Below are 22003 nucleotides of genomic sequence, written 5' to 3' on the forward strand. Positions count from 1 at the left end.
ATGAGCTACTATTCTGTTGGTGATATGGCGCAGGTCTATTCGCTGCGTAAGCATAATACCGGTCTCAAAAATCTGGTAACGACGCTTAGCCAGGAGGCTACGACCGGCCTGAAATCCGATGTTGGTAAAGCCGTCGGCGGCGATTTTACGCAGCTTTCGGCAATTACGCGTAGCTTGGATAATCTCGAGTCATATTCGCTTGCAACGACCGAGGTCTCGTTGACCGCAGAAATGATGCAAAACGCGCTTGGCACGATCCAAGATTACGCGATTAATTTCGGGCCTGACATGATCTCGATCGGCTCCTCTGGAGACCCGACCTCGCTTGAGACATTGTCTACAAAAGCAAAAACTAGCCTCTCAACGATTGTTTCCGCGTTAAATAGTTCGGTTGCTGGACGCTTTGTCTTTAGTGGTGCCGCAACCAATACACCACCGGTTGTTGATGCTGACGAGATGTATAGCCAGGTTATGACGGCGGTTGGAAGTGACACAACAAGCGCCGGAATTATCGCTGCAGTAGAGGCATTTTTCGATGCGCCAGCAGGTGGGGGCGGCTATCTGGATCAATCCTATCAAGGGTCACGAGATCCACTTGGTGCGGTGAAAGTGTCTGAAAACGAATCGATTCAGCTCGAAGTGACTGCTCAATCATCCGAGATTCGGGAATCCTTGAAGGGCGCCATGCTCGCCCGTATCGCGGCCAATGATGACGGTACGCTAAGTGACGAGACACGTTCGGCGCTGATGGTTGAAGCCGGATCGGTGCTTAGTGCTGCCTCGCTTGAAATGTCGGCGTCTCGCAGCAGCATCGGTGCGGCTGAAGAGCAAATCGAAAGTGCGGCAACCCGAAATGATGCCGAGAGCAGCAGTTTGGAAATTGCAAGGAATAATCTGATTACCGCAGAGCCTTACGAGACGTCGACAGCCTTAATCGCGGCGCAGAACCAACTTGAAACACTGTATGAGATTACTTCGCGTCTTTCTCAGCTGACCTTGGCGGACTATATCTGATGCGTATTTTTCTGTTTCTAATCGTATGCTTGATCCCGTCGTTGTCTTGGGCTTCCCCAATTCGGATTAAGGATTTGGTCGAATTTGACGGTGTCCGTGGCAATGACATCGTTGGTTATGGCTTGGTGGTCGGCCTCAACGGCACTGGCGATGGTTTACGGAATGCACCTTTTACCGAAGAAATTATGACAAACGTACTTGAGCGCTTGGGCGTTAACGTTACCGGGGAAACATCTCGGCCTAAAAATGTTGCGGCCGTTCTGGTAACTGCTGAATTGCCCCCTTTCGCGCGCGCAGGTAGTTCCATTGATGTTACGGTTTCGGCTATTGGCGATGCAACCAGCCTTCTTGGTGGTACCTTGATTATGACCCCTCTCAAAGCTGCGGATGGCGAAATCTATGCTGTGGCGCAAGGGGAGATCATCGCGGGTGGTGCGACGGCTCAGGGGGACGCGGCTACTGTAACTCAGGGAGTGCCGACATCCGGTTCGATTCCTTCTGGCGCTCATGTCGAGCGTGAAATCGCATTTGAATTTAACAGTCTGGATCGTCTTCGCCTTGCTCTCAGGACGCCTGACTTTACGACTGCGAATAGAATCGAGGCTGTAATCAATACTGAGTTCGGGCGAAATGTCGCCGCAATGCAAGATTCAGGAACTGTTACCCTTAATATTGCGCAAACAGGACAGCGTTCTACGGCGCATGTCATGAGTCGTATCGAAAACTTGGAAGTAGAGCCCGAGCAGCGCGCGCGTGTAGTCGTCGATCAGCGTTCTGGTACGATTGTTATGGGAGAAAATGTCCGCATTTCGCGGGTCGCTGTGAGCCAAGGCAATCTGACGTTGCGCGTTCAAGAAGCGCCTGTTGCGGTGCAGCCCAACCCGTTTGCAGAGGGGCAAACGGTTGTTGTCCCGCGTACAGAGGCCTCAATTACCGAGGAACCTGGTATTCAAATGGCAGAAGTCCCCAGCGGAAATTCCCTTTCGGAAGTGGTTGCAGGCCTGAACGCTCTGGGAGTTTCTCCGCGTGACATGATTGATATCCTGAAAAGTATCAATGCAGCAGGTGCCTTACACGCAGAATTCGTGGTAAATTGATAGAAATCCCTATTGGGGGTGTCCTAAAGATTGGCGATGAGTTGCCGTATGATTGTTTGATGTGTAGTGGCTGGTTAATCGCGCAGCCCTGTTGCGGTACAGCACAGCATTTTCTGGATGTGCTTAGGGCTTGGTGATTGGAGTAACGCGTGAAAGTTGGTGATGCCCTGAGGGGCGGCATGTGACGGCGGTGTTCAGACGCGTCAATTCTCAGCCGAGAAAGGGATATGCCACATGTCAGAGACTACCATCGCCACGCTGCCCGATCCATCAGGCTTTTCACTGGATCCATTGACGGACCTCTGCCACCGCCACGGCGAAGCATCATTGCAGCCATCAGCGCATCGGTGAAGCATTCGTTCGTCGATCCCGAACGCCCTCGCGCCTTTCTGGAGGGGGTACACAAACTGTGTATCCACGCGTATGCGCAGTAGATTGCTGCCAAAGGGAACAGGATATGTTTTCACGATGTACTCGAAGACTAGCCGACGCACGCCTGTGACGGCCAGATCTTCATGTCGTTGAGCAAGCCATGTCAAAAAAGATCCATAGTGGCGAGGCCTCGGGCCAGCCTTCATCTGCACGAAGACACAGTTGCTCTCTCTCAAGCCAAGCTTCATTTCATCGAAACGGGAGAAGCCAACAGGCCTACGCTCGTTTTTCTTCATGGCTGGCCGTTATTCCACCTGCGGCCGAGTCCCAAGGAATTCTGTTCTCTTTGAAATCATGCAGATCTTCGAGGATAGATTTGGCCCGAATAGTGAATGCCTCCCCATAGCTCGTAAGGGATATCGGTCGACTATTCCGATCAATCAGCTTGTAGCCAAGCCACTCTTCCAAGCTTTTCAATCTTTTGCTGAAATTTGACTGAGTGGTTCCCCTAATCTCCGCCGCGGACGTGAGGTTCATTGTCTCCGAGAGGCAGAGAAAGTCTTTCAGGTACTCAATATTCACTTAGTCTCCTTCGTCGTTACGCGACTGCCAATCCACATGGTGATGTGTTGGATGAATTTTTCGTGATGCTGGCCACGGCTGTGTTTTCCTGCAAGGCTAGCTTCACGACGCCCCCATTGGATTTCCGCCCCCAAATTTTGGTACCTCCCGTCACATTCCGCAAGACGACACTCTCTTCCGTTTCGCTTTGTCCGACACCACTTGACGAGCGGTCGATCAAACAATCCATAATGCAGAAGCTAAGGGATGTCTCTCCTCCAGGCATTTCTTGTCGCCGTGGTCTGGGGGGCTAGTTTCCTAGACACTTGCCTAGTCCAGTTTTTGCTGTCTGGTTTCTCAGGGCTCGTCTCGGTTCGAAAATTTCATGGGTAGCACTCTCTCGTCTCTACGAGCGCAATCTCCGAAACTCGTGCAAAAGCGCGGTACAGCTGATATCGGGTGGATCAAGCAAGGTCGCCCCACCAACTAGCATCGCCGACGGAAAGTTTACTATAAGCAACCAAAGGGCGGAAATGTGCTTGCGATACCTTCGTTTAACGTCATGATCGTAAGTAGGTTGGCAAGTTCCATCTCCATAGGAGATTTCGGGCAAACCTTGCCGCGATCAAGGCATCCACTTTCAATGAAGGCATCATTTTCCGTTAGGAATTCATCACTTATGCCGTTTCGCCCTAGAATTTTCAGAGCGTCCCTGGTGGCAGATTGATAAAGAGCGCATTTAAATTCAGCGTTTGTCAGCCCTCCTGGATTGTTACTTTTTGCCGTTAGAGGTGCAGGCAGTGTCAAGAGAATCGCTTGGAGAGCGACAGGAACGGCCCTTTTCATCGTCTTTTCCTTCGCGCAGGACCAGACCTCTTAAGCTCCCCATTTATATTCTGTCCAATTCATATACTGACTGTCGCAAGTAATTTGCGGAATACCCTTGGCATCTTGGTCGCGCTGGTGGCGGCAACAAAAAAATGTGCCTCTCCGAGATGAGGCACCGAAGCAGCGATCCGGCGTATCGCTTCGCCCGTTGTGGGTCTTGAACCTGTCCGCAAGGGGATCGTTCAACGGACGTTTTTGATTTCGCCTCGCGCTCCTTCTGCTGTTGCGAAAACTATGTCTCGATAGGGTAGTACGTATTGTTTATCGCTGAAGGGGGCCCTTGCTTTACACTTGCCACATGACAAACCTCCGTATTGGCTATGCCCGCTGCTCCACCGACGCTCAGGACCTCGCCGCGCAGCGCGCGGCGCTGGAAATTCTTGGCGTCGCCTCCGAGCGCATCTACACCGACCATGGGCTGACCGGACGCAACCGCGACCGGCCTGGGCTCGCCCAGGCGCTGGCCGCTGTGCGCTCGGGAGATACGCTGGTGGTGCCCAAACTCGACCGGCTGGCCCGTTCAGTGCCGGACGCGCGCGACATCGCCGACGGGCTAGCTGAACGCGGGGTACGGCTCGCGCTAGGAAGCACGGTCTACGACCCAGCCGATCCGATGGGGCGGATGTTCTTCAACGTGCTGGCGACCTTCGCCGAGTTCGAAGCTGACCTAATCCGGCTTCGTACCCGCGAGGGCATGGCGGTGGCCCGCGCCAAAGGGAAGCTGAGGGGCAAGAAGCCAAAGCTTTCCGACCGGCAAGCAGGGGAGCTAACACGGATGCATGCAACTGGGGAGTATTCGGTGTCGGACTTGGCCGAGCTCTTTTCGGTCTCGCGGCCAACCGTCTATCGCACGCTGGCGCGGCAGGGGGCGAAATGCTGATTGTCGACCTCATCGACCCTTTTCACTCGACACTACCAACGACAATGCTGGAGGCTTCCTTCAGCATAGTATGGCGGAGAACCGACGTTCGCGGCGCCGCAAACGAGCGGTAGGGATCCGCTGTGAGCCGAGAGTTTGAAATTGTGTCCGTAGTTGTCCAAGAAGTCGAACCCGCCCATTGTGGCCCCTTGCACTGGCCAATGTGTTGCTGCCGTCCGGTTCGCCGCACTAGATACTTACTGTGGCGACCAACCCGCAGCGACAGCGTCCTCAGCGGTTGGGCAACTGAGTGACAGGAGCGGAAAGAAGGCGATCGGCTTCTGCCTCGCTTCATGCTGCACCAACTCGCATAGCTTGTCTGGACGCTACAACTAGCTGAAGACTATTCCATTTCCATCCATCTGATTGTACCACACCACTTGAAGAGATGAGGCCCGCCCCCCTTTGAGTTGCGGAAGTTGAGGTGTCGGAATGACCAAGGCGAATAGCTACAATGGGCGACGAACCAATCCGAAGGTTTTTTTTGAGCCGATTTACGATCCAGATCTTTCAGAGGGCCTTCAGCCCAACGACTTTGGTAAGGGCGACTGGGATTTCTCGCAAAATAAAGGTCCCTGTAGGTTCATCTTCAACGGAGATGACCTAGGGAGAGATTATTACAAAATAGACACAGTTACATTTCTGGAGTGCGATCTATTTGGGGTCCAAGGGAAAGCTATAACCTTCAAGGGGTGCAAATTCAATAAATGTGATTTCAGAGGAGATTTTGTGAATGTGAAGTTTTCAGACTGCACGTTCGATAACTCGTCCTTGTCTCTAGTTAAATTCCACAACTGCCAATTCAGAGACTGCACGTTCATCAATATCGGGGTTTCAGGAAATGAAACTCAGCTTGTATTTTCGGACATAACAAACCCAAGCGCTTTTCTGAAGGCTGCTTCGACAAACTTGGACAACCTTCCTGATGGTATAACAGCTGAATACCAATTACTTCGACTAGAGAAAACCAAAGCTACACTGGCTCGAGTGATCTTAAGCAATCAGTCAACGGAAGGATCTGATTCCTCTTACTACGATGCTGTGAAAGCTTCCACGCTTTATGGAGCTCGTTCCCGCGGAGTAACCGCAAAATTGAAGTTGCCTCGATTTGATGCCCAAGAGGGACGAGAGCGGCGTGGAAAAAGGGAGAAGCTGTTGGCGCGGATTAGCTCGTGGATAACTCAGATCAGCACCACATGTGAATTCTGGATACTCCAAACAGCCGGCCTTGCCAACGCTTGGGGAAGAAGCATATTTCGAGTAATTTCAATTGGCATATCCCTGGTTTTTGCCGCAGGGTGGCTGCGCAGTCATCTTATCTCGGAAAAGCTGTTGAATGGCCTGGTCAATTCGGCCGAGGTGTTTTTATTGTTTGGCTACACTAAACATAGTGTGCCTCAAGACAATCTAACTACAGACTTGCTGAACCTTTGCACGGCTGTCTTAGGGCTGTGTTGGTTTGCGATCGCCGCTGCAACTATCGTAAATCGAGTTACAAAGGTGCGCGGGTGAAATGAGCGCGTGTGTCCTTTTGTTTGGTAGCATGGCTCGTGGCGACAGCAGCGACGCCTCTGACGTCGACTTGTTGATTTCAGAAAAATCGGGACATATAAAAAGTGAGCGATCAGGGCGGGTTGAAGTTCAATACACACCACAGAACCATCTCCTAGATATGTCTAAGCGCGGTGATCTTTTTGCTATTCACCTTGCGTACGAAGCAAAGGTCATTGCAGATCCTGAAGGTTTCTTTAATTCTTTCAAAGAGTCTTTGAGGATGAAATCATCCTACATCAAGGAGCGCGAAGCTGCATCCGCCTTAGCAGCCTACCTTGTGAAGCGAAAGCTATCAGGGCCTCAGGTTTCCATAAAAAACAAAAGGATTGCTTGGTGTGTTCGGACTATACTGATTTCGCTACTCGTGGAAAAGGGAGAAATTGTATTTTCCCCCAGCAAATTACAGGAGATATATCCTGACAAGAGGATTGAGACTCTCCTCAACGCTAGGCGAACAGGAAATGATCAGCCCGGCAACAAGATGGCGCTGAGATGGTTCCTTGAAGAATACGGCGAAGGTGATTTTGAGCGAAAAGGATTGAAAGACCTTCGAAGAGACTTTGAGGTACAGGGTAACAATGTCGCAAAGTCCACATTGCTATCACTTTCGCGCGCGACCTCAATCGACTCATATCACTCCGGCCTTGCGTAAAAGTGACAGGGGCGGTGAGCGCTTTCGTGCCACAGCCCCGCTAAGAAAGCTTCGTCGAAGTGATTGCGAAGCTGCAAGCTCGCTCTTTGACTTGCGCCAAGTTTCAACCAAAAACTCAGCCGCGTGAACGATCTACTTGGGACGCCTTCGGGGCCAAGCGTTCAGACGTTGGGTACTATATCGGTCGCTTTGACGAAGCACGCCAAGCCGCGCCGCCATATCCTATTTCGGATAATCTTGCCATTTTTCAACGGCTAGTTGGTAGATGACGTCTCTTCGACTGTCTCCGCTTCACTGGATTCATTTTCGCTCAAAACTCCGACCAAATACTTGTCGTACGTTTTCTTGAGGTACTGAAGCGCTGACTCCTGATCAACGTTGGCCTGCAGATGATCCTGCACGAACTGTAGGCGTGATTTGCAGCCGGTAAGTACCTCAGCCCAACTCTTAACCCAGACTTCGACACTCGCATCTTCTGATAGGAAGACCCTACCTGGCGGCGCATCCTTCTGACGAGTCTCGTGGCGCGCGAACCCATCGAGATCGTTCGAAATAACCCAGAAGCTCCATCTTGTCTTTACATGTCGAAACCGCTCATCCTCAGCGATCGAAAAGGCATACTTCTTCGCCTGCGTAATCTCGTCGGCGCCAACTTTCACGGATGGCCGCTTCAGCTCGACAACCAAGTGCTCGCGCTCATTCGCTCGACTTTGCGGTACGGCTCGCGAGAGCATCAGATCGATGATGCCGACCTTTTCATCGATCCTTCGGACCGGTTTGTCGATAACCGTATCGGAGCCGATCTCCTTTTGGTGCTTCCGCAATACTTCGGTGAGCGATTTGTCGTCCACGGTAAGGCTAAACTCCTCACCGAAGAGCCACGTGTTGTTTTCGGCGATCATCCGATGGAGCTGGCTGCGCTCTTTCAGATGCTTCTTGGTGTCCGGATCAAAAAGCAGTGCCTCAAGGCCATGTACGAATTTTAGCCGATCCGCCACCAATCGCGAGGCGCTGATTACGTTCGCCAAGTCAGCCTCTTCGAGAAGCTTCGACATCTCGCGCTGCGTGCGCTCGGGAAGGTCAAGGACTTCGGTGAGAATGTGCTGAAGCTCGTCGGGCCCCCTCTCGATCGCCTGTCGTAACATTCTCATTTGGAAAGCGCGGCTTTTAGCGCTTTGCCGTCGGAAGTCGGGCAGATGCTTGTTGACGTTCAACGCTACGATGTCAAAGACTTGCCGCTCAGCTTTAGCTACGGAGGTCCGAGGCTCTGAGCGATAAGGATAGATCTCTTCCTCCTTCCACTGCTCGATCTCGGACTTAGCGGCTTCCACTTCTTTTTCCCTGAAGTGGGCCTTTATGAGTTCGGCCGCGGCGTCGCAGGCGTCCCGGAGAGGCGGATCCATGTCGGCAAGGTCAAGCGTCCCGCTTTGTTGGAGGACATCCACATAGGACGACCGTAGATATGCCGAGAATTGATAGCCAGGCGTATGAATGCGCGGCGTCGTTCGCTGGAATGGAAAACCCTCCGGCCCGCAGAGGAAAAACCACCGCTCAGAGGCGGCCCTCCACTCAATCAGATCGACCACGACGGGGTGCTTTCGGTCGTCAACGTCAATAGGGTCAAGATTGATGGTCTTGCGTGCGGCAATGAGCGCAGAGGGATCCAGCCGTTCATTCTCAACGTAAATGTTCACGTCGTTGTAATTCGTCAGGTAGAGCGCAAAGACCTCCGAGAGAGCCTGAACGGATCGACCTGGCTCTAGCGAACGATAAGTGCGGTCGAGCTCGGTGATCATCACGTCGACGCCGGTTCCGAGAACTGGCTCGACCTCCACGGGTTCTGTTACCCGCACATCGACCAAGTCGTCTCGCAGGAGCGAAACGGAGTAGCTCATCAGCTTATCGTTTTCGCGGTAACGCACAGACCATACAGCAGAGCGACCGAGGGCTAAAGCTTTCAACCGCCCCTTCCCCTCTTTACCATGAAGTAGGCGGCCCCTTGACTTGGAGCGGCTGCCGTGGCGTTTCCACGATCCACCAAGTTTCCCAAAAAGCGCTTCAACGTCGCTGTGGGGGATGCCGTGGCCATTGTCGCGGATGGTTACGGCCCGCATCGCCATATCATCGGCATCGATCTCAACATCCACTCGAGTGGCGTCTGCGTCTACAGCATTCCACACGAGTTCCGACAACGCTTGGATCGGCTTGGCGCTAGCCAGTTTTTTAAGGTGGTCGCGCTCGACCTGAACCCTGTAGCGTGCGTCAGGCATCGAGCCTCCCATCGACGAATATTCCTTCCAACCTTATCCTCACCCCTGCCAGCCTGCGAGTGATATTTGGCTATCCGCCTCGCAAGCGCATACTGGTCAATCGGAAAGGATGTTCATGCACAGCTTAGCGAACGCCGCCTCCCTTCTTCCGACATAGGCGCTACAGATAATGCAGCACGATGCCATCGATGTCCTGTTTGAGGAAGTTACGCTGCAGAGATGAAAATCCCGACGGACAGAAGCTCTGGGCCGCGCGCCCAAGGCGGCATAGAGCGCCGAGGCACCGCGCGGCTTGTCCGTTTCAGCAGTTTTGGCGCGGCCCCTAGAGATGACGGTCAATTGGCCAGTTGCTGAATGACAAAGTCGGCGCGTGTTTCAAAGTCGACGCGCGGCAACTCCGTGATTTGGTATCCGAGCGCGGTGTAGGTCTCCCGCATGACGGAACAGGTCGCTTCGGCCTCGGCGCAGGTCTGCTTGCCTTCGGTGTCCTGAGTAAAGATCTCATCCCAATACGGCGCCAGGAAGACGCGGGCATTGTGGCGGGCTGCTTTGGCCGCTGCAGCGACGCGGGGCGGCACGGGGAGGCCGTAGAGGGTTAGATACCAATGCCGCGGTCGAAGGTCACGAGGTCTGATAGCGCCTGTGCGGCGCTATAGGCGCGCAGGTCGCGTTTCAGCATCCGCGTTCGGCATAGGCCATGCATCCACCCACGGGAGGGCGTCTCCGCCGCTCTGCATCTCCTCGCGAATGATCGCGCGGCCGGATTCGGGGATTGTGTGGAGGCCGCGGCGGGCGAGCTCGGTGATCAGGCTGGTCTTGCCCGCGCCGGGGCCGCCCGTCACGACGAAGAAATGGTCGCTCATGGGCCATCCTCGGGTTTGACAGGGGAAGCGCTGCGCAGCGATCGACGCGCCGAAAGGCGCGGATCAAGGCAGCATGAATTTTCGTAGGGAAAACAGTACCCGCCTGCGCGGCAGAGGCAAATCCTCTGACAAGAAAGGCAGAACTATCCGTCACTTTTCAAAATGATATTTGGTGGAGCCTAGGGGGATCGAACCCCTGACCTCTTGCATGCCATGCAAGCGCTCTCCCAGCTGAGCTAAGGCCCCGTCAGCAAATTGCTTTGCTTGAGCATCTCTTAGGGGGGAATTCCGGTAGGAGCAAGAGAAAAAGATCGTCGATCTGCTTTTTAAATTGTACACAATGTACCACTGATTCTGCCTCTCGCAAAACTGCTCCCTGTAACTGAGAGTCTGCGTCAGTTCTGAAGGAGCAAATGTATGCAAAAAATCCGCATCACCTAGGTGCGGAGGATGTCTGTCGCGAACCGTAGCGCATTTGCGCGGCGCGCCTTGGCACTTTTCCATGTGACTGACGTGGAAGTCGCCCACGCATATGAGATACGGCGCTGTCCGTTCTTCTCTGATGAGCATCCTAAAGCTTGTGGTGGAAAACAATTCCCACTAAGTTCAAGGAACTTCCTCACACAGTGTAGCCGATCTTCACATAATTCCGAATTAGATCATATATTTTAGAATCGCGCGGAAAAACTCGATGCATTTTGAAGCAGTGTTAAGGCTATAGAACTTGAGCTTGTAGCGGTACTACCATTCATTACTTGCTCTCGTAACAGGTAGTATTTTATGAGTTTTTCGACATTTTCACTGTCTGTGAACTGAGATACATCGTCAGAACCAAAAACCTGCTGCGCTTTTTGTTTATAAACGGTCAACTGTTGATCAACATCGAGCGAAGCGACGCTTTCCGGTAAACCCAAACCAGTCCGGACGACAGTTGCGAGAGCTTCATTGCCAATAATTGTGTACCATTTCGTATTCTCAGAGCCGTCTTCTGCGGCTAACTCTGGGAGTTCGCGCTGTACATTGAGAGCAAATCGATAAGTCTCATCACTATCGCCAACCGCCAACTCAAACTGGCGGTCCTCGTATTGCGTTAGGATTTCATCCGAGAAGCTACTCAGGGCTGTATTCGGAGGCGTAAAATCAAATCCGAATGCGCTTGCAAGGTCGGAATAGCGACTATCCGTTAGCTTGTTGGCAAAAGCATCCTCGCTAATTGTGCCTTCTTCGAGAACTTTCTTGATAAAGAACTTGTTCTGAATATCATCATCAAGACCGAAAGCGCCAAGAGCAACCTTCAATAGCTTGTAGTCAGACACCAATTCTTCTGCGGAAGAAATATTTCCGATGTTTTCTCGGAAATATTCTTCATCACTTTGAACCGTCGCAGAGGCAGTAAAAGCTGCCTTCTGCGTCTCCATTGTCCGCGTCAAGACTTTCCAGCCTGCATAACCGCTTAATGGGACAATGGGTTGATAGGTCATTGGCGCGCGGCGGCCAGAAGCCGCTCCTCCCTTGGAAGCAAGCTACGCAGCGCTTTAAGCGCTTGATAATGCTGCTCTTCAAGAACAGATTTCGTAGCGATTGCAAGTTGCGTACGACTGTCGTGATCCGTGAGGACCTGACTCAGTTGCTCAATACCCCGCAGAAGTTGCATTCTTGTTTCTTCCGGATTGTTATCTCCGGAGAGCACGAGCTGGGCAACATAGCACACACGCCGCACAGGCGTATTTGCCTCTTCGGGATGGATGGCATCGCGTAGGCGCAAAATATTTGCATTGGGCGTCATAATGGCCAGACGAGACCGTCGGTCACCATTTTCGATCACGGCACCGTTGATGAGGACACGCTCTTTGGGAGCGAGTTTTAGAACCAAACCACTCACTTAGCGCCTCCAGTCGGTCGAAGGCCACGCATGATGGCAGTGTTTATTTCGATGAGAGGGGCAACCGACGCCTTGCGCGCCAGAACCTTCGAGCTATGCGCATCGGTGAATTTTTGGAGAAAAAGAATCCGTGCACGCAACAGGTCAGGCAAGCCATTTCCTGAAGTTGCAACATCTTCCGCAAGAATTTTCCAGAGCTTGCGGTTGCGATTAACAGCGTCAGCGAGATCCGGGAATTTTTCGAGCTCTTTGCCCAACACGCCGCGAAGACGGCTTGTTATGCGCGCGATGGCTTCGTATTCGATATCTCGGTCGGTACGAATAGCCTGATTGGGAGTGGAATAGGCCGTTTTGGCCTGAGCATAAGCGTTCACGAGAAGCCCTTCCTGTGGCTGCAAGTTTAAAACCCCGGCATTTTGCCAGGTGGTTGAGGGGCGCATATGCTGCGCCCCTCAGATGCTCATTAACGGAACAGCGACAGGAGCTGTTGGGGCGCCTGATTGGCAATCGACAGAGCTTGCGTGCCCAGCTGCTGCTGAACCTGCAGAGCCTGCAGACGCGCCGAGGTCTCTTCCATATCGGCGTCGACGAGCGAACCGATCCCCGAGGTCACCGAGTCAGACAGCTTCGAGATGAAGTCTTTCTGGTCGGTAATACGGGCAGACGATGCACCCAACTTAGCGGCTTCGGCCGTTGCGGTGTCGATCAGAGCTTCGATCGCGTCCAGAGAACCTTCTGCATTACCAGAAGTATCAACTTTGATATCCGCGAGTTTGTAGGTGCTCGTACCAACCGTTACACCCGTGGTCGTGAACTTGTCGGTGAAATCTGCCGAGGCCACAGTGATATTGGACGCAGTAACTGCACCGGTACTGTCACGATCGAGCGACGACAGAACGGTGATATCGGTAGTCGAGCCATCAAGCAGGTTCGCACCGTTGAACTGCGAAGCACCAATGATCGAGGTGATCTGACTCTTCAGTTCTTCGACTTCGCTCTCGATCTTTTCATTATCGACATTCTCGCCGGTTGCCGAAACAACCTTCTCTTTGATCTCTTTGAGCTTTTCGACAATCTGCTCTGCCCCGGTGGAGGCAACAGCAACGGTCGATTCGCCAAGAGACAGGGAGTCTTCGATTGCGTTGTAGCCGGCAACATCCGACTCCATCACTTTCGAAATTGCCCAAACGGACGCGTTATCTTTTGCCGAGTTGATATCCTTACCGGTCGAGATGGCCGACTGGGTATCATTCAGCGAGGAGTTGATCGACTTCAGGGTTTGAAGTGCAACCATTGCGCCATTGTTGGTCAGAATGCTGGACATAGTTTTGGGTCCTCAGATATGTGCGCTTTTGCGCGAAGGTGTCTATAAACCGCCCGACATCTTGTCGGAGCGAGTGCACAGGTCCTTCTGACACATGCGTCCCGGTTCCCGGAGCGCGCCACCCATTCACTGGATGCAGGGGCATATTTGCACTATCTCCCCTAACGAAATGCTAAGGCCGGCACTGTGGCCGGCCCTAGATAGATTGCATTTGATTAAAATGGTTTACGCGCGCTTCTCTATAGATCCCTGCGTGCCAACAATCCTCTGCGGACGACCAGATTTATCGTAGCTTCCGAAACTATGCGCCGCTTTCTGGATCGCCGAGAGACGAATCTGCGCGGCCCGTATCCCTTTCAGTGCCGCCGACAGCAGGCGCTGATTCTGCCGCGACATCTCATGTGCACGCCGCAGTTTTTGCGCTGGAATATCTTTCACCTGTAGCAGGAGCGATTCTTTGCGCGCGGCGATATCCGCCATCGCATCAAATTCTGCCTTCCGGATTACGTCACGCTCGATTCGCAGAAGATCAATCAGCTCTTCAATCACGGCATCATCTTTCTCAGCCATTCTGGGCCCTCTTCAGCATTGCGTTGAAAATTGTTTCGGCAAGGCCGATTCCACCAGCCTTCGCCATCTCCTTGGCTTGTTCTTCCCGCAGGAAAGACGAGAATTGTTCTTCACCGACTCCCCCTGAAAATTCAGACTTATTTTCGCCCAGGCCGGTGTATTTCAGCATTTCGGACAAAAAGCTCGCTTCCAGCGCCTGCGCCGTTTTGTGCATCTTCTCTTGTGTTTCAGCACTGACCACACGGGGCGTCTGGGAACTCCCTATAGAGAGGGGCAATCCTGTCTGTGTGACTTGCATGGGATTCTCCGCATCATTCGCATTCACCCCTTTTTGCCAGCTTGCGGTAAAGAAGCGGTAACCTCATTGAGGCAATATGCAGATCATCATAGGCAGAAGTCTTGAGGATCATGACCAGTTTTGACTCATTAGCAGCGCAGTTCCCCTTTGCAGCAAAGGGACAGGCAGCTGGCACCGATTCGGCCCAGGCCGCAAAGACAGAAGGCGGCTCCGAGTTTTTCGCAGAATTTTCAGCATATGCTCAAGGTGGCGCTGCTCCGGCAGAGGCCGCAGGGGCGCGTGCAAAAGATATGCCCACGCTAGCGCAAGGCAAAAGTCGAAGTGCGGATGGCACCGTGACTGCGGTCAGAATCGATGTCCAGCCAATGTTGCGCGATGCCTCCGAGCCTTCTGCGCAAGTGCTGCCCGAACCAAAGACAGAGATTGCAGAACCGGCCTCTTCTGCTCTTCCCGCTCAGGCGGAAGATGCGGCAGATACGGACGCTTTGGAAGCCGCGCTGTCCGGTGATGTGATTGCCCCCGCGCCCGTTCTGCAAGTCAAACAGGCGGCATCTTCCAAGACATTTAATGCGGAAAATAACCCTGATCCAAAGGGGTCAGAGCCGCAGAAAGCCGCATCTCTGACCACGCAGAGTGATCTGGTCGCGTCCGAGCAAACGATGTCCATGCTGGGCTCAGTTTCAGGGGCAGACCAACAACCTGCCAATGCGTTTGGGGACGACGATAGGGCAGTCGCTCTGACACAGCCAGAGAGCGCTCCGCTCCAGAATATGTCCGTTTCCCATCACGAAAAGCAAGCGACGATTGCCGCGTCAGATAGCACTGATGTGCGCCAAGCTCCTGCGCAGAGTGCGAATGATCCAGCCTCTGTGGGGCGCGCGCGACTTTCGGACGTTAAAGCCGCGTCCGAGACCGTGCCCTTCGCTGCTATGCAAGGAGAGGATATGCAGGAAGCATCTCGAACCGCAGCCGCGTTCCCACGACACGCGACCGAGGCTTCGCATATCTCGCAATCTGCAGCCCCTTTGTCTGTTATGTCGAGCCCGGCCCAGGCTACGCCGCAACTCGCTACGGCTCAAAATCCGCAGGACGGCAGCGTCGCCCTTCCCGATGAGATGACCTTTTTGGAGGTACCGGAACGTATCGAGCTTGCGCAGGTGCCCTCGACAGGAACAGACCAGGCAGCACCCGAGGGGGAGGTGAAGATCAAATCCGGTGCTCCGATGCGGACCGCCGGCCCCGCTACCGCGCCGCAGGTCTCGTTAGAGGCTGCGCAAGCGACGGGCGATTCGCAGGCGGTAAGTGATACCGATGCTCGCACGGCAGATATGACGCCGCAGGCACAGGCCAGCACAGCCGCCGTTACGCAGCCGTCGCTTGCCATGCAAACCGCGGCTCACGTGCAGATGGGGGCCGAAAAATATGTTACGGCCCGTAAGGAGATCCGCGAGCAAATCCATGCCGACAGTGTGCAGACATCAATGACGACCGGCGCGCCGGCAACCGTCAAACCTGAAACCGCCTTCGCGGTCACCAGCGCCTCGGCCGTCACGGCCGCGCCACCGGCAAGTCTGCAAAATGCAGCGGCAGAGATGCAGGTGATCTCGGCAGAGGGGGCTGAGGCGACGGAAGACGAGCAACTGCGCTTCACCCTGTCCGCCACCAGTACGACCCATCTGACGTCGGGTCCCGCAACCGCACAACCTGCATTACAGCAAGCTACGGCGCACAACATTTCGCAGCAACTCACCCGCGCATTGAGCAATAGCTCGGACGATTCGGTCGAGCTCACTCTTGCGCCTGAAGAGCTGGGGAAAGTACGCATGGTCCTGCATCATAGCGATCAGGGCATGTCCGTCATGATCTATGCAGACCGGCCCGAGACCCTCGATCTGATGCGACGCAATGCCGATATGCTCAGCCGCGACCTGCGGGAGCTTGGCTATACCGATGTAAATCTGAATTTTACCGATCAGGGGCAGGGTGGGAAAAACTCCCAAGAACTTGCCGAGCAAGTCGACCGTATCCGTGCTGAACGCGGGACACAGACAGCGTTCACGATGGGACCTGTTTCAAACGATCTTAATCCCTCACGCACCTCCGGCTCGTTGCTGGGGGGGCTGGATCTCAGAATGTGACAGAGGATTTTTCATGACAACCGTAACAAGCGCGACGTCCTCGACAACGTCGACAAGCAGTTCGACCACGGCGAGCGCGGATACATTTGCAAGCACGGACTATCAGACATTTCTTGAAATGCTCACGGTCCAGATGCAGAACCAAGATCCGCTTAACCCGATGGACAGTACCGATTATGCTGTGCAACTCGCCACCTTCTCGGGGGTAGAGCAGCAGGTTCAGACCAATCAGTTGCTGGAAACGATTGCCGGTTCGATCGGACAGATGGGCATTTCCGAACTGGCCAATTGGGTGGGTATGGACGGCAAGACGGAAGAGCCTGTCTATTATTACGGCAACTCGGTGGTTGTCGAAACCGATCCGGCAAGTGGTGCGGATTCTGCGGTGCTGACGGTGAAAGACAGCTATGGAAACACCGTCTATAGCGGTGCCGTCGATATCACCAATGACTTTGTAGAATGGGACGGCACGCAATCGGATGGCACAACGGCCGCATATGGCAATTATAGCTTCCAACTGAAAAGCTATTCCGGCAGCGATCTGATCGCGACCGAAACGGCTCCGGCTTACGGGCGGATTGTCGAGGCCCGCGTCACCGATAGCGGCACGGAACTGGTCATGGCCTCTGGCGCAACGGTTTCCAGTTCCGATATCACCGGCCTCCGGACGCCATCCAGCTGATCAGGCAATCAAGCCTATTGCCACCCCCCCGACAAAGACCGCCGCAACTATCCCTGCCCAAATGGCGGGGTGCAGCGGTTTATCGGCGGGGGCGGCATCCTGAGGTTCGGAATGCCGTTCGATCGAGGCTTTCAACATGTCGGGGAAGCGCGAGCTGTAGCGCGTAATGACTTTTGCGGCCCGTTGTACATCCTGCAACGCAGCCTTGGGGCCTAGGTTTTCGCGGATATAGGTCTCGACTGCAGGCTTGGCCGCCTGCCACATATTCAGCGACGGGTTGAGCGAGCGTGCCACCCCTTCCGCAACCACCATAGACCTCTGGAGCAAGATCAGTTCCGTCCGCGTCGGCATCCCGAAACGTTCTGTTACTTCAAATAGATAGGCCAGAAGTCGCGCCATAGAAATATGGCTCGCATCCATCCCGAAAATCGGCTCACCCACCGCACGGAGTGCCAGTGCGAATTCGTTCACATCGCGATCTGCGGGCACGTATCCCGCTTCAAAATGTACCTCTGCCACACGACGGTAGTCGCGCTGGATAAACCCGATCAGGATCTCGGCATAGACACGGCGGGTATATTCATCGATCTGCCCCATGATCCCGAAATCATAGGCGACGATATCACCGTTTGGCGCAACTTTCAGGTTGCCCTGATGCATATCGCCGTGGAAATACCCGTCGCGCAACGCGTGGCTTAGGAAAAGCTGCAAGATCCGTTCCGACAGACCCACCAGATCATGCCCTGCCGCCTTGATCGCTTCGGGGTCGCCCATCGGCACGCCTTCGGCCCAATCCAGCACCATCACACGACGGCTCGACATATCCCAAATGGGTTTGGGCACCGAAAAGCCTGCATCACCTGCCGTATTGGCGGCAAATTGCGACGCACGCGCGGCTTCCATACGTAGATCCAGCTCGCCCATCACGGTGCGTTCGAAATGCTTCACCACATCCGTCGGACGCAAACGGCGCGACGCGCGCGAAAAACGTTCGATGAACTTTGCCACAAAATGAAACGCATCCAGATCACGGCGGAAAGCCTTTTCGATTCCGGGACGCAGGACTTTGACCGCCACTTTCTCGCCATTACGCAGCAACGTTGCCTGATGGACCTGCGCAATCGACGCGGCCGCTACCGGCTCGGAAAATTCTGCAAACATCTCGGAAATCGGGCGCTCGAACTCTTCCTCGATTGTCCGCTTTGCCAGCGCGGTCGAAAACGGCGGCAGACGGTCTTGCAACACACGCAGTTGGGCGGCCATTTCCGGCCCGACAACGTCGGCGCGTGTCGAAAGGATCTGGCCGAACTTGATATATGCGGGTCCAAGCGCCGTGATCGCCCGCGTGACCGGGGGGAGGTTTGGATCCCCTTTATAACCAAGCCACGCAAAAGGAGCCGAAATCGCATAGGCCGCTGCCCGCAGACGTGGCGGCGCATCCATCGCCTCCAGCACGGTATGCATGGCGCGCGAGCGGATAAAGGTCGCACCCGTACGGATCAGGCGCCAGATATTGATCGGCCCCCGCATCTCAGATCTTCCAGCCCGAATGCAGCGCCGCAATGCCCATAGTCAGGTTGCGATAGCTGGCCTGTTCGAAGCCCGCCTTGCGGATCATCGACAGGAAGGTGTCCTGATCGGGGAATTTGCGGATCGATTCGACCAGATATTGATAGCTGTCGCGGTCATTGGCCACGATCTGCCCCATGACCGGAATGATGTTGAAGGAATAGAGATCATAGACCTTCTGCATCAGGTCATTGGGGATCTGGCTGAATTCCAGCACCATCAGGCGACCGCCGGGTTTGAGGACGCGATAGGCTTCGTTCAGTGCCTCCTGAACGCGGGTCACATTGCGGATGCCAAAGGAAATCGTGTAGACATCAAAGGCGTTATCCTCGAAGGGCAGGGCCATCGCATCACCCACGATCCAGTCCAGACGCTCGGCCATATCCTCGGCCTCGGCGCGTTTCTGGCCCTCGATCAGCATCGATTCGGTCATATCGCAGACGGTTGCCGTGGCCCCCGGCGCGCGGCCAAGGAAACGGAAGGCCACATCGCCGGTGCCGCCCGCCACATCCAACAGCTTCTGACCCGGGCGCGGCGCAAGCCAGTCCATCATCGCATCCTTCCAGATACGGTGGATGCCCATGCTCATCAGGTCGTTCATGATATCGTATTTCGACGCCACGCGCGAAAATACGCCATGCACCATTCCGGCCTTCTGGCTTTCATCCACGGTCTGAAAGCCGAAATGGGTCGTTTTGCTTTGCTCTGCGGTCATCTGTCCCGTGGCCCCTTGAGGTTCGTCTGATCTATCCCTTCTTATAGGGGCGGTTTCAGAAGTGACAATGCGCGAGGGGGATCACAATGCCCGAACTTCCCGAAGTAGAGACTGTCCGACGCGGACTTCTGCCTGCAATGGAAGGCCGCATAATTGAAAAGGCCGAGGTGAATCGTCCGGATCTGCGCTGGCCGCTGCCCGAGAATATGGCCGCGCGGCTGACCGGCGCACGGGTGCTGCGGTTGCGTCGGCGGTCGAAATATATCCTTGCCGATCTGGACCGTGGCGAGACGCTGCTGATCCATCTCGGCATGTCGGGGCGGATGCTGGTCTCGGGCGTGGCTTTGGGTGACTTTGTCATCGACCACCCGACGCCCCAGAAACACGACCATATCGTCTTCCATATGGAGGGCGGCGGGCGCGTCACCTTCAACGATGCACGGCGCTTCGGGGCGATGGATCTGTTTCCGACCGAGGCCGAGGACAGCTATTGGTTGCTGGAAAAACTGGGGCCGGAGCCCTTCAGCAACCAGCTGAGTGAAGATTACCTGACGACCAAGCTGCGCGGACGGGCCAGCCCGATCAAGACGCTCTTGCTGGATCAGGCGATTGTTGCGGGGCTGGGCAATATCTATGTCTGCGAGGTTCTGTTCCGCGCAGGCATAGATCCGCGCCGTCAGGGGCGCCAGATTGCCGAGAAGCGGCTGCGGCCTCTTGTCGCAATCATCCGCGAGGTTCTGGCAGAGGCGATCGACGCGGGCGGCTCATCGCTGCGCGACCACCGGCAGGCGGATGGGGAGCTTGGATATTTCCAACACCGGTTCAAGGTTTATGGCCGCGAGGGGCAGCCCTGCCGCAGTTGCGGGCAGCCTGTGCTCCGTATCGTGCAATCGGGGCGATCCAGCTTTTATTGTGCGCATTGCCAGCGCTGAACCCATCACGGGCGTGAGAGTTGACTTGATATATGGGCCGGTTTTGTTAGGACTTCGATCTGATGAAAAGGAAAGGCGCTGCCACATGGCCTACCAGACGCTGATCGTCGAGATCGAAGATAATGTTGCCCTCGTCCGGCTGAACCGACCGGAGGCGCTGAATGCGCTGAACTCCGTTCTGCTGGGGGAGCTGGGCGACGCGCTGTCGAGCCTTGACGCGAATGACAAGGTCCGCGCCATTGTCATCACCGGCTCCGAGAAGGCCTTTGCCGCCGGTGCCGATATCAAAGAAATGTCCGAGAAGGGCTTCGTCGGCATGTTCAAGGCCGATTTCTTCGGCGATACGACCGAGGATTTCCTGCGCACCCGCAAGCCGGTGATTGCGGCCGTGTCCGGCTATGCCTTGGGCGGCGGCTGCGAATTGGCCATGATGTGCGACTTCATTATCTGCGCCGATAACGCGAAATTCGGTCAGCCCGAGATCAATCTCGGTATTTGCGCCGGTATCGGCGGCACCCAGCGTCTGACCCGTTTCGTCGGCAAATCCAAAGCGATGGACATGCATCTGACGGGGCGCTTCATGGATGCCGAAGAAGCCGAGCGTTCAGGGCTGGTCAGCCGCGTGGTGCCTGCCGCCAAACTGGTTTCCGAAGCGATGGCCGCCGCAGCCAAGATCGCCGAAAAATCCCAGATTTCCGCAATGGTTGTCAAAGAGGCGGTCAACCGCTCTTACGAAACCACGCTGCGTGAAGGGCTTTTGTTCGAAAAACGCATGTTCCACGCGCTCTTTGCAACGGAAGACCAGAAAGAGGGCATGGCGGCCTTCCTTGAAAAGCGCGAGCCGCAATTCCGCGACAAATAAGAGCGGCCATTCGTTCCTGAAGCCGGGCCTCTGGGTCCGGCTTTGCATTTGGGGCTTCCCAAGCGGACAGAATTGCCTTATAGGCAGCCTTCACATGCGCGTGGAGCCCGCTTAGGCTAGAATCGACCGGTTCACTGGTGTGCCCGGGTTTTGTCGTGCAACAGATATTGTAACAAACCCGAAAGTGGAAACACACATGGCAAATACGCTCCAGTCCAAAAAGCGCGCACGTCAGAACGAGCGTCGCAACGACATCAACAAAGCCCGTCGTTCGCGCATCCGTACCTTCATCCGTAAAGTCGAGGAAGCTATTGCTTCGGGCGACTACGCAGCGGCTCAGGAAGCTCTGAAAGTGGCGCAACCGGAACTGATGCGTGGCGTTGTCAAAGGCGTGGTTCACAAGAACACCGCCTCGCGTAAAGTGTCCCGTCTGGCGGCACGCGTGAAGGCCCTGAACGCCTAAGCGATTCCCTTTTCAAGACAAGATAAAAAGGCGCCATTTCTGGCGCCTTTTTTGTTTTTCATAATGTTTTCAAGGTCATGATATGTCCGAAATGCAACATGACTTCTTTGTGGCAGATTCGATTCACGCAATCAGGAGTCAAGCGTGAAGTTCTGTTGCGACTCGTTAGCGGGGCGGGGTAGTTTCACTGAGCGATCAACGTCGCCTCGGGGGACTGACGCATCTTAACCTAGCCGGACCGGACAATAACGTCTGCCACGACAAGGATAACAACCGGACGATACAGGCTGGAAAGATGCGATTCCGATGCTGGAGGACTGCCACCTCCCACATTTCGACTCTGTCGAAGTCTGCTTTAGCGGGCCGGGTAGCTTTGTC

The 22003-nt window shown here is 54.8% G+C and carries 21 protein-coding genes, 1 tRNA gene and 1 pseudogene; 10 read left to right on the forward strand and 13 right to left on the reverse strand.

From position 1 onward, the window contains the following. The gene (locus tag AC2ISB_RS13590; RefSeq protein ID WP_486575456.1) at window positions 1–1014 is read left to right on the forward strand and encodes a flagellin; all 1014 of its coding nucleotides are present in this window, start codon (window positions 1–3) and stop codon (window positions 1012–1014) included. Beyond that, window positions 1014–2111 (forward strand): flagellar basal body P-ring protein FlgI, encoded by a 1098-nt coding sequence (locus AC2ISB_RS13595; protein WP_339108760.1) that lies wholly within the window; start codon window positions 1014–1016, stop codon window positions 2109–2111. The genes AC2ISB_RS13590 and AC2ISB_RS13595 overlap by 1 nt, the downstream gene beginning before the upstream one ends. Before the next feature lie 648 nt (window positions 2112–2759). On the opposite strand, the gene AC2ISB_RS13600 is transcribed toward AC2ISB_RS13595, so the two are convergent. Together AC2ISB_RS13600 and AC2ISB_RS13605 are read right to left on the reverse strand one after the other, a co-directional pair. Then, window positions 2760–3065, reverse strand: a complete 306-nt coding sequence (locus tag AC2ISB_RS13600; RefSeq protein ID WP_486575458.1) for a LysR family transcriptional regulator — start codon at window positions 3063–3065, stop codon at window positions 2760–2762. A gap of 489 nt (window positions 3066–3554) precedes the next feature. Further along, a complete protein-coding gene (locus tag AC2ISB_RS13605; RefSeq protein ID WP_486575460.1) occupies window positions 3555–3890 on the reverse strand; it encodes a hypothetical protein in 336 nt (111 codons plus the stop codon). A gap of 340 nt (window positions 3891–4230) precedes the next feature. On the opposite strand from AC2ISB_RS13605, the gene AC2ISB_RS13610 reads away from it, so the two are divergent. The 3 genes from AC2ISB_RS13610 (at window position 4231) to AC2ISB_RS13620 (ending at window position 7057) form a co-directional block, all read left to right on the forward strand. Continuing rightward, the gene (locus AC2ISB_RS13610; protein WP_486575462.1) at window positions 4231–4812 is read left to right on the forward strand and encodes a recombinase family protein; all 582 of its coding nucleotides are present in this window, start codon (window positions 4231–4233) and stop codon (window positions 4810–4812) included. Between the two features lie 471 nt (window positions 4813–5283). Beyond that, window positions 5284–6363, forward strand: coding sequence for an anti-phage Hailong system effector protein HalA (gene halA / locus AC2ISB_RS13615; RefSeq protein ID WP_486575464.1), 1080 nt, complete (start codon window positions 5284–5286; stop codon window positions 6361–6363). A gap of 1 nt (window position 6364) precedes the next feature. Continuing rightward, window positions 6365–7057 (forward strand): nucleotidyltransferase domain-containing protein, encoded by a 693-nt coding sequence (locus AC2ISB_RS13620; protein WP_486575466.1) that lies wholly within the window; start codon window positions 6365–6367, stop codon window positions 7055–7057. A gap of 254 nt (window positions 7058–7311) precedes the next feature. Here the strand turns inward: AC2ISB_RS13620 and AC2ISB_RS13625 are convergent, their stop codons facing one another. From AC2ISB_RS13625 to AC2ISB_RS13665, 9 genes and pseudogenes are all read right to left on the reverse strand, one after another. After that, a complete protein-coding gene (locus AC2ISB_RS13625) occupies window positions 7312–9327 on the reverse strand; it encodes an ATP-binding protein (protein WP_486575468.1) in 2016 nt (671 codons plus the stop codon). A 335-nt stretch (window positions 9328–9662) separates the two neighbouring features. Next, window positions 9663–10190: pseudogene (locus tag AC2ISB_RS13630) on the reverse strand (AAA family ATPase). Between the two features lie 170 nt (window positions 10191–10360). After that, window positions 10361–10436, reverse strand: a tRNA-Ala gene (locus tag AC2ISB_RS13635). 422 nt (window positions 10437–10858) lie between these two features. Then, a complete protein-coding gene (locus AC2ISB_RS13640; RefSeq protein ID WP_339108781.1) occupies window positions 10859–11671 on the reverse strand; it encodes a DUF1217 domain-containing protein in 813 nt (270 codons plus the stop codon). Beyond that, window positions 11668–12072 carry a flagellar biosynthesis repressor FlbT gene (gene flbT, locus AC2ISB_RS13645; RefSeq protein WP_339108782.1) on the reverse strand — a complete coding sequence of 135 codons (405 nt, stop codon included), beginning with the start codon at window positions 12070–12072 and terminating at the stop codon, window positions 11668–11670. Before flbT ends, AC2ISB_RS13640 begins: the two co-directional genes overlap by 4 nt. Continuing rightward, window positions 12069–12512 carry a flagellar biosynthesis regulator FlaF gene (gene flaF / locus AC2ISB_RS13650; RefSeq protein ID WP_339108783.1) on the reverse strand — a complete coding sequence of 148 codons (444 nt, stop codon included), beginning with the start codon at window positions 12510–12512 and terminating at the stop codon, window positions 12069–12071. The genes flbT and flaF overlap by 4 nt, the downstream gene beginning before the upstream one ends. 23 nt (window positions 12513–12535) lie before the next feature. After that, window positions 12536–13396, reverse strand: coding sequence for a flagellin (locus AC2ISB_RS13655; RefSeq protein ID WP_486575470.1), 861 nt, complete (start codon window positions 13394–13396; stop codon window positions 12536–12538). A gap of 225 nt (window positions 13397–13621) precedes the next feature. Beyond that, window positions 13622–13966: a hypothetical protein gene (locus tag AC2ISB_RS13660; RefSeq protein ID WP_339108785.1), complete on the reverse strand. Its 345-nt coding sequence runs from the start codon at window positions 13964–13966 to the stop codon at window positions 13622–13624. Further along, on the reverse strand, window positions 13959–14264 hold the full coding sequence (locus AC2ISB_RS13665) for a rod-binding protein (RefSeq protein ID WP_406720154.1): 306 nt from the start codon (window positions 14262–14264) through the stop codon (window positions 13959–13961). The genes AC2ISB_RS13660 and AC2ISB_RS13665 overlap by 8 nt, the downstream gene beginning before the upstream one ends. A 110-nt stretch (window positions 14265–14374) precedes the next feature. Between AC2ISB_RS13665 and AC2ISB_RS13670 the strand changes: the two genes are divergently transcribed. Both AC2ISB_RS13670 and AC2ISB_RS13675 read left to right on the forward strand, forming a co-directional pair. After that, window positions 14375–16402, forward strand: coding sequence for a flagellar hook-length control protein FliK (locus AC2ISB_RS13670; protein ID WP_486575471.1), 2028 nt, complete (start codon window positions 14375–14377; stop codon window positions 16400–16402). Between the two features lie 13 nt (window positions 16403–16415). Further along, window positions 16416–17084, forward strand: a complete 669-nt coding sequence (locus tag AC2ISB_RS13675; RefSeq protein ID WP_339108788.1) for a flagellar hook capping FlgD N-terminal domain-containing protein — start codon at window positions 16416–16418, stop codon at window positions 17082–17084. Here the strand turns inward: AC2ISB_RS13675 and ubiB are convergent, their stop codons facing one another. Together ubiB and ubiE are read right to left on the reverse strand one after the other, a co-directional pair. Then, window positions 17085–18614, reverse strand: coding sequence for a 2-polyprenylphenol 6-hydroxylase (ubiB, locus tag AC2ISB_RS13680; RefSeq protein ID WP_406735734.1), 1530 nt, complete (start codon window positions 18612–18614; stop codon window positions 17085–17087). A 1-nt stretch (window position 18615) separates the two neighbouring features. Then, the gene (gene ubiE / locus AC2ISB_RS13685; RefSeq protein ID WP_339108790.1) at window positions 18616–19368 is read right to left on the reverse strand and encodes a bifunctional demethylmenaquinone methyltransferase/2-methoxy-6-polyprenyl-1,4-benzoquinol methylase UbiE; all 753 of its coding nucleotides are present in this window, start codon (window positions 19366–19368) and stop codon (window positions 18616–18618) included. An 86-nt stretch (window positions 19369–19454) separates the two neighbouring features. Here ubiE and mutM point away from each other — a divergent pair, with 86 nt between their 5' ends. The 3 genes from mutM (at window position 19455) to rpsT (ending at window position 21625) form a co-directional block, all read left to right on the forward strand. Next, on the forward strand, window positions 19455–20300 hold the full coding sequence (mutM, locus tag AC2ISB_RS13690; RefSeq protein WP_339108791.1) for a bifunctional DNA-formamidopyrimidine glycosylase/DNA-(apurinic or apyrimidinic site) lyase: 846 nt from the start codon (window positions 19455–19457) through the stop codon (window positions 20298–20300). 85 nt (window positions 20301–20385) lie between these two features. Further along, the gene (locus tag AC2ISB_RS13695) at window positions 20386–21162 is read left to right on the forward strand and encodes an enoyl-CoA hydratase (protein WP_339108792.1); all 777 of its coding nucleotides are present in this window, start codon (window positions 20386–20388) and stop codon (window positions 21160–21162) included. 196 nt (window positions 21163–21358) lie between these two features. Then, window positions 21359–21625: a 30S ribosomal protein S20 gene (gene rpsT, locus AC2ISB_RS13700; RefSeq protein WP_339108793.1), complete on the forward strand. Its 267-nt coding sequence runs from the start codon at window positions 21359–21361 to the stop codon at window positions 21623–21625. The last annotated feature ends 378 nt before the right edge of the window (window positions 21626–22003 follow it).

The sequence above is a fragment of the Thioclava sp. NS-SX20 genome, assembly GCF_057380695.1.

Coding starts and splice junctions, on each gene's coding strand:
- AC2ISB_RS13670 (WP_486575471.1), top strand. CDS start 14,375: ATGACCAGTTTTGACTCATTAGCAGCGCAGTTCCCCTTTGCAGCAAAG.
- AC2ISB_RS13675 (WP_339108788.1), top strand. CDS start 16,416: ATGACAACCGTAACAAGCGCGACGTCCTCGACAACGTCGACAAGCAGT.
- halA (WP_486575464.1), top strand. CDS start 5,284: ATGACCAAGGCGAATAGCTACAATGGGCGACGAACCAATCCGAAGGTT.
- AC2ISB_RS13590 (WP_486575456.1), top strand. CDS start 1: ATGAGCTACTATTCTGTTGGTGATATGGCGCAGGTCTATTCGCTGCGT.
- AC2ISB_RS13620 (WP_486575466.1), top strand. CDS start 6,365: ATGAGCGCGTGTGTCCTTTTGTTTGGTAGCATGGCTCGTGGCGACAGC.
- AC2ISB_RS13625 (WP_486575468.1), bottom strand. CDS start 9,327: ATGCCTGACGCACGCTACAGGGTTCAGGTCGAGCGCGACCACCTTAAA.
- mutM (WP_339108791.1), top strand. CDS start 19,455: ATGCCCGAACTTCCCGAAGTAGAGACTGTCCGACGCGGACTTCTGCCT.
- ubiE (WP_339108790.1), bottom strand. CDS start 19,368: ATGACCGCAGAGCAAAGCAAAACGACCCATTTCGGCTTTCAGACCGTG.
- ubiB (WP_406735734.1), bottom strand. CDS start 18,614: ATGCGGGGGCCGATCAATATCTGGCGCCTGATCCGTACGGGTGCGACC.
- AC2ISB_RS13640 (WP_339108781.1), bottom strand. CDS start 11,671: ATGACCTATCAACCCATTGTCCCATTAAGCGGTTATGCAGGCTGGAAA.
- AC2ISB_RS13595 (WP_339108760.1), top strand. CDS start 1,014: ATGCGTATTTTTCTGTTTCTAATCGTATGCTTGATCCCGTCGTTGTCT.
- flaF (WP_339108783.1), bottom strand. CDS start 12,512: ATGCGCCCCTCAACCACCTGGCAAAATGCCGGGGTTTTAAACTTGCAG.
- AC2ISB_RS13695 (WP_339108792.1), top strand. CDS start 20,386: ATGGCCTACCAGACGCTGATCGTCGAGATCGAAGATAATGTTGCCCTC.
- AC2ISB_RS13660 (WP_339108785.1), bottom strand. CDS start 13,966: ATGGCTGAGAAAGATGATGCCGTGATTGAAGAGCTGATTGATCTTCTG.
- AC2ISB_RS13665 (WP_406720154.1), bottom strand. CDS start 14,264: ATGCAAGTCACACAGACAGGATTGCCCCTCTCTATAGGGAGTTCCCAG.
- AC2ISB_RS13655 (WP_486575470.1), bottom strand. CDS start 13,396: ATGTCCAGCATTCTGACCAACAATGGCGCAATGGTTGCACTTCAAACC.
- AC2ISB_RS13605 (WP_486575460.1), bottom strand. CDS start 3,890: ATGAAAAGGGCCGTTCCTGTCGCTCTCCAAGCGATTCTCTTGACACTG.
- rpsT (WP_339108793.1), top strand. CDS start 21,359: ATGGCAAATACGCTCCAGTCCAAAAAGCGCGCACGTCAGAACGAGCGT.
- AC2ISB_RS13610 (WP_486575462.1), top strand. CDS start 4,231: ATGACAAACCTCCGTATTGGCTATGCCCGCTGCTCCACCGACGCTCAG.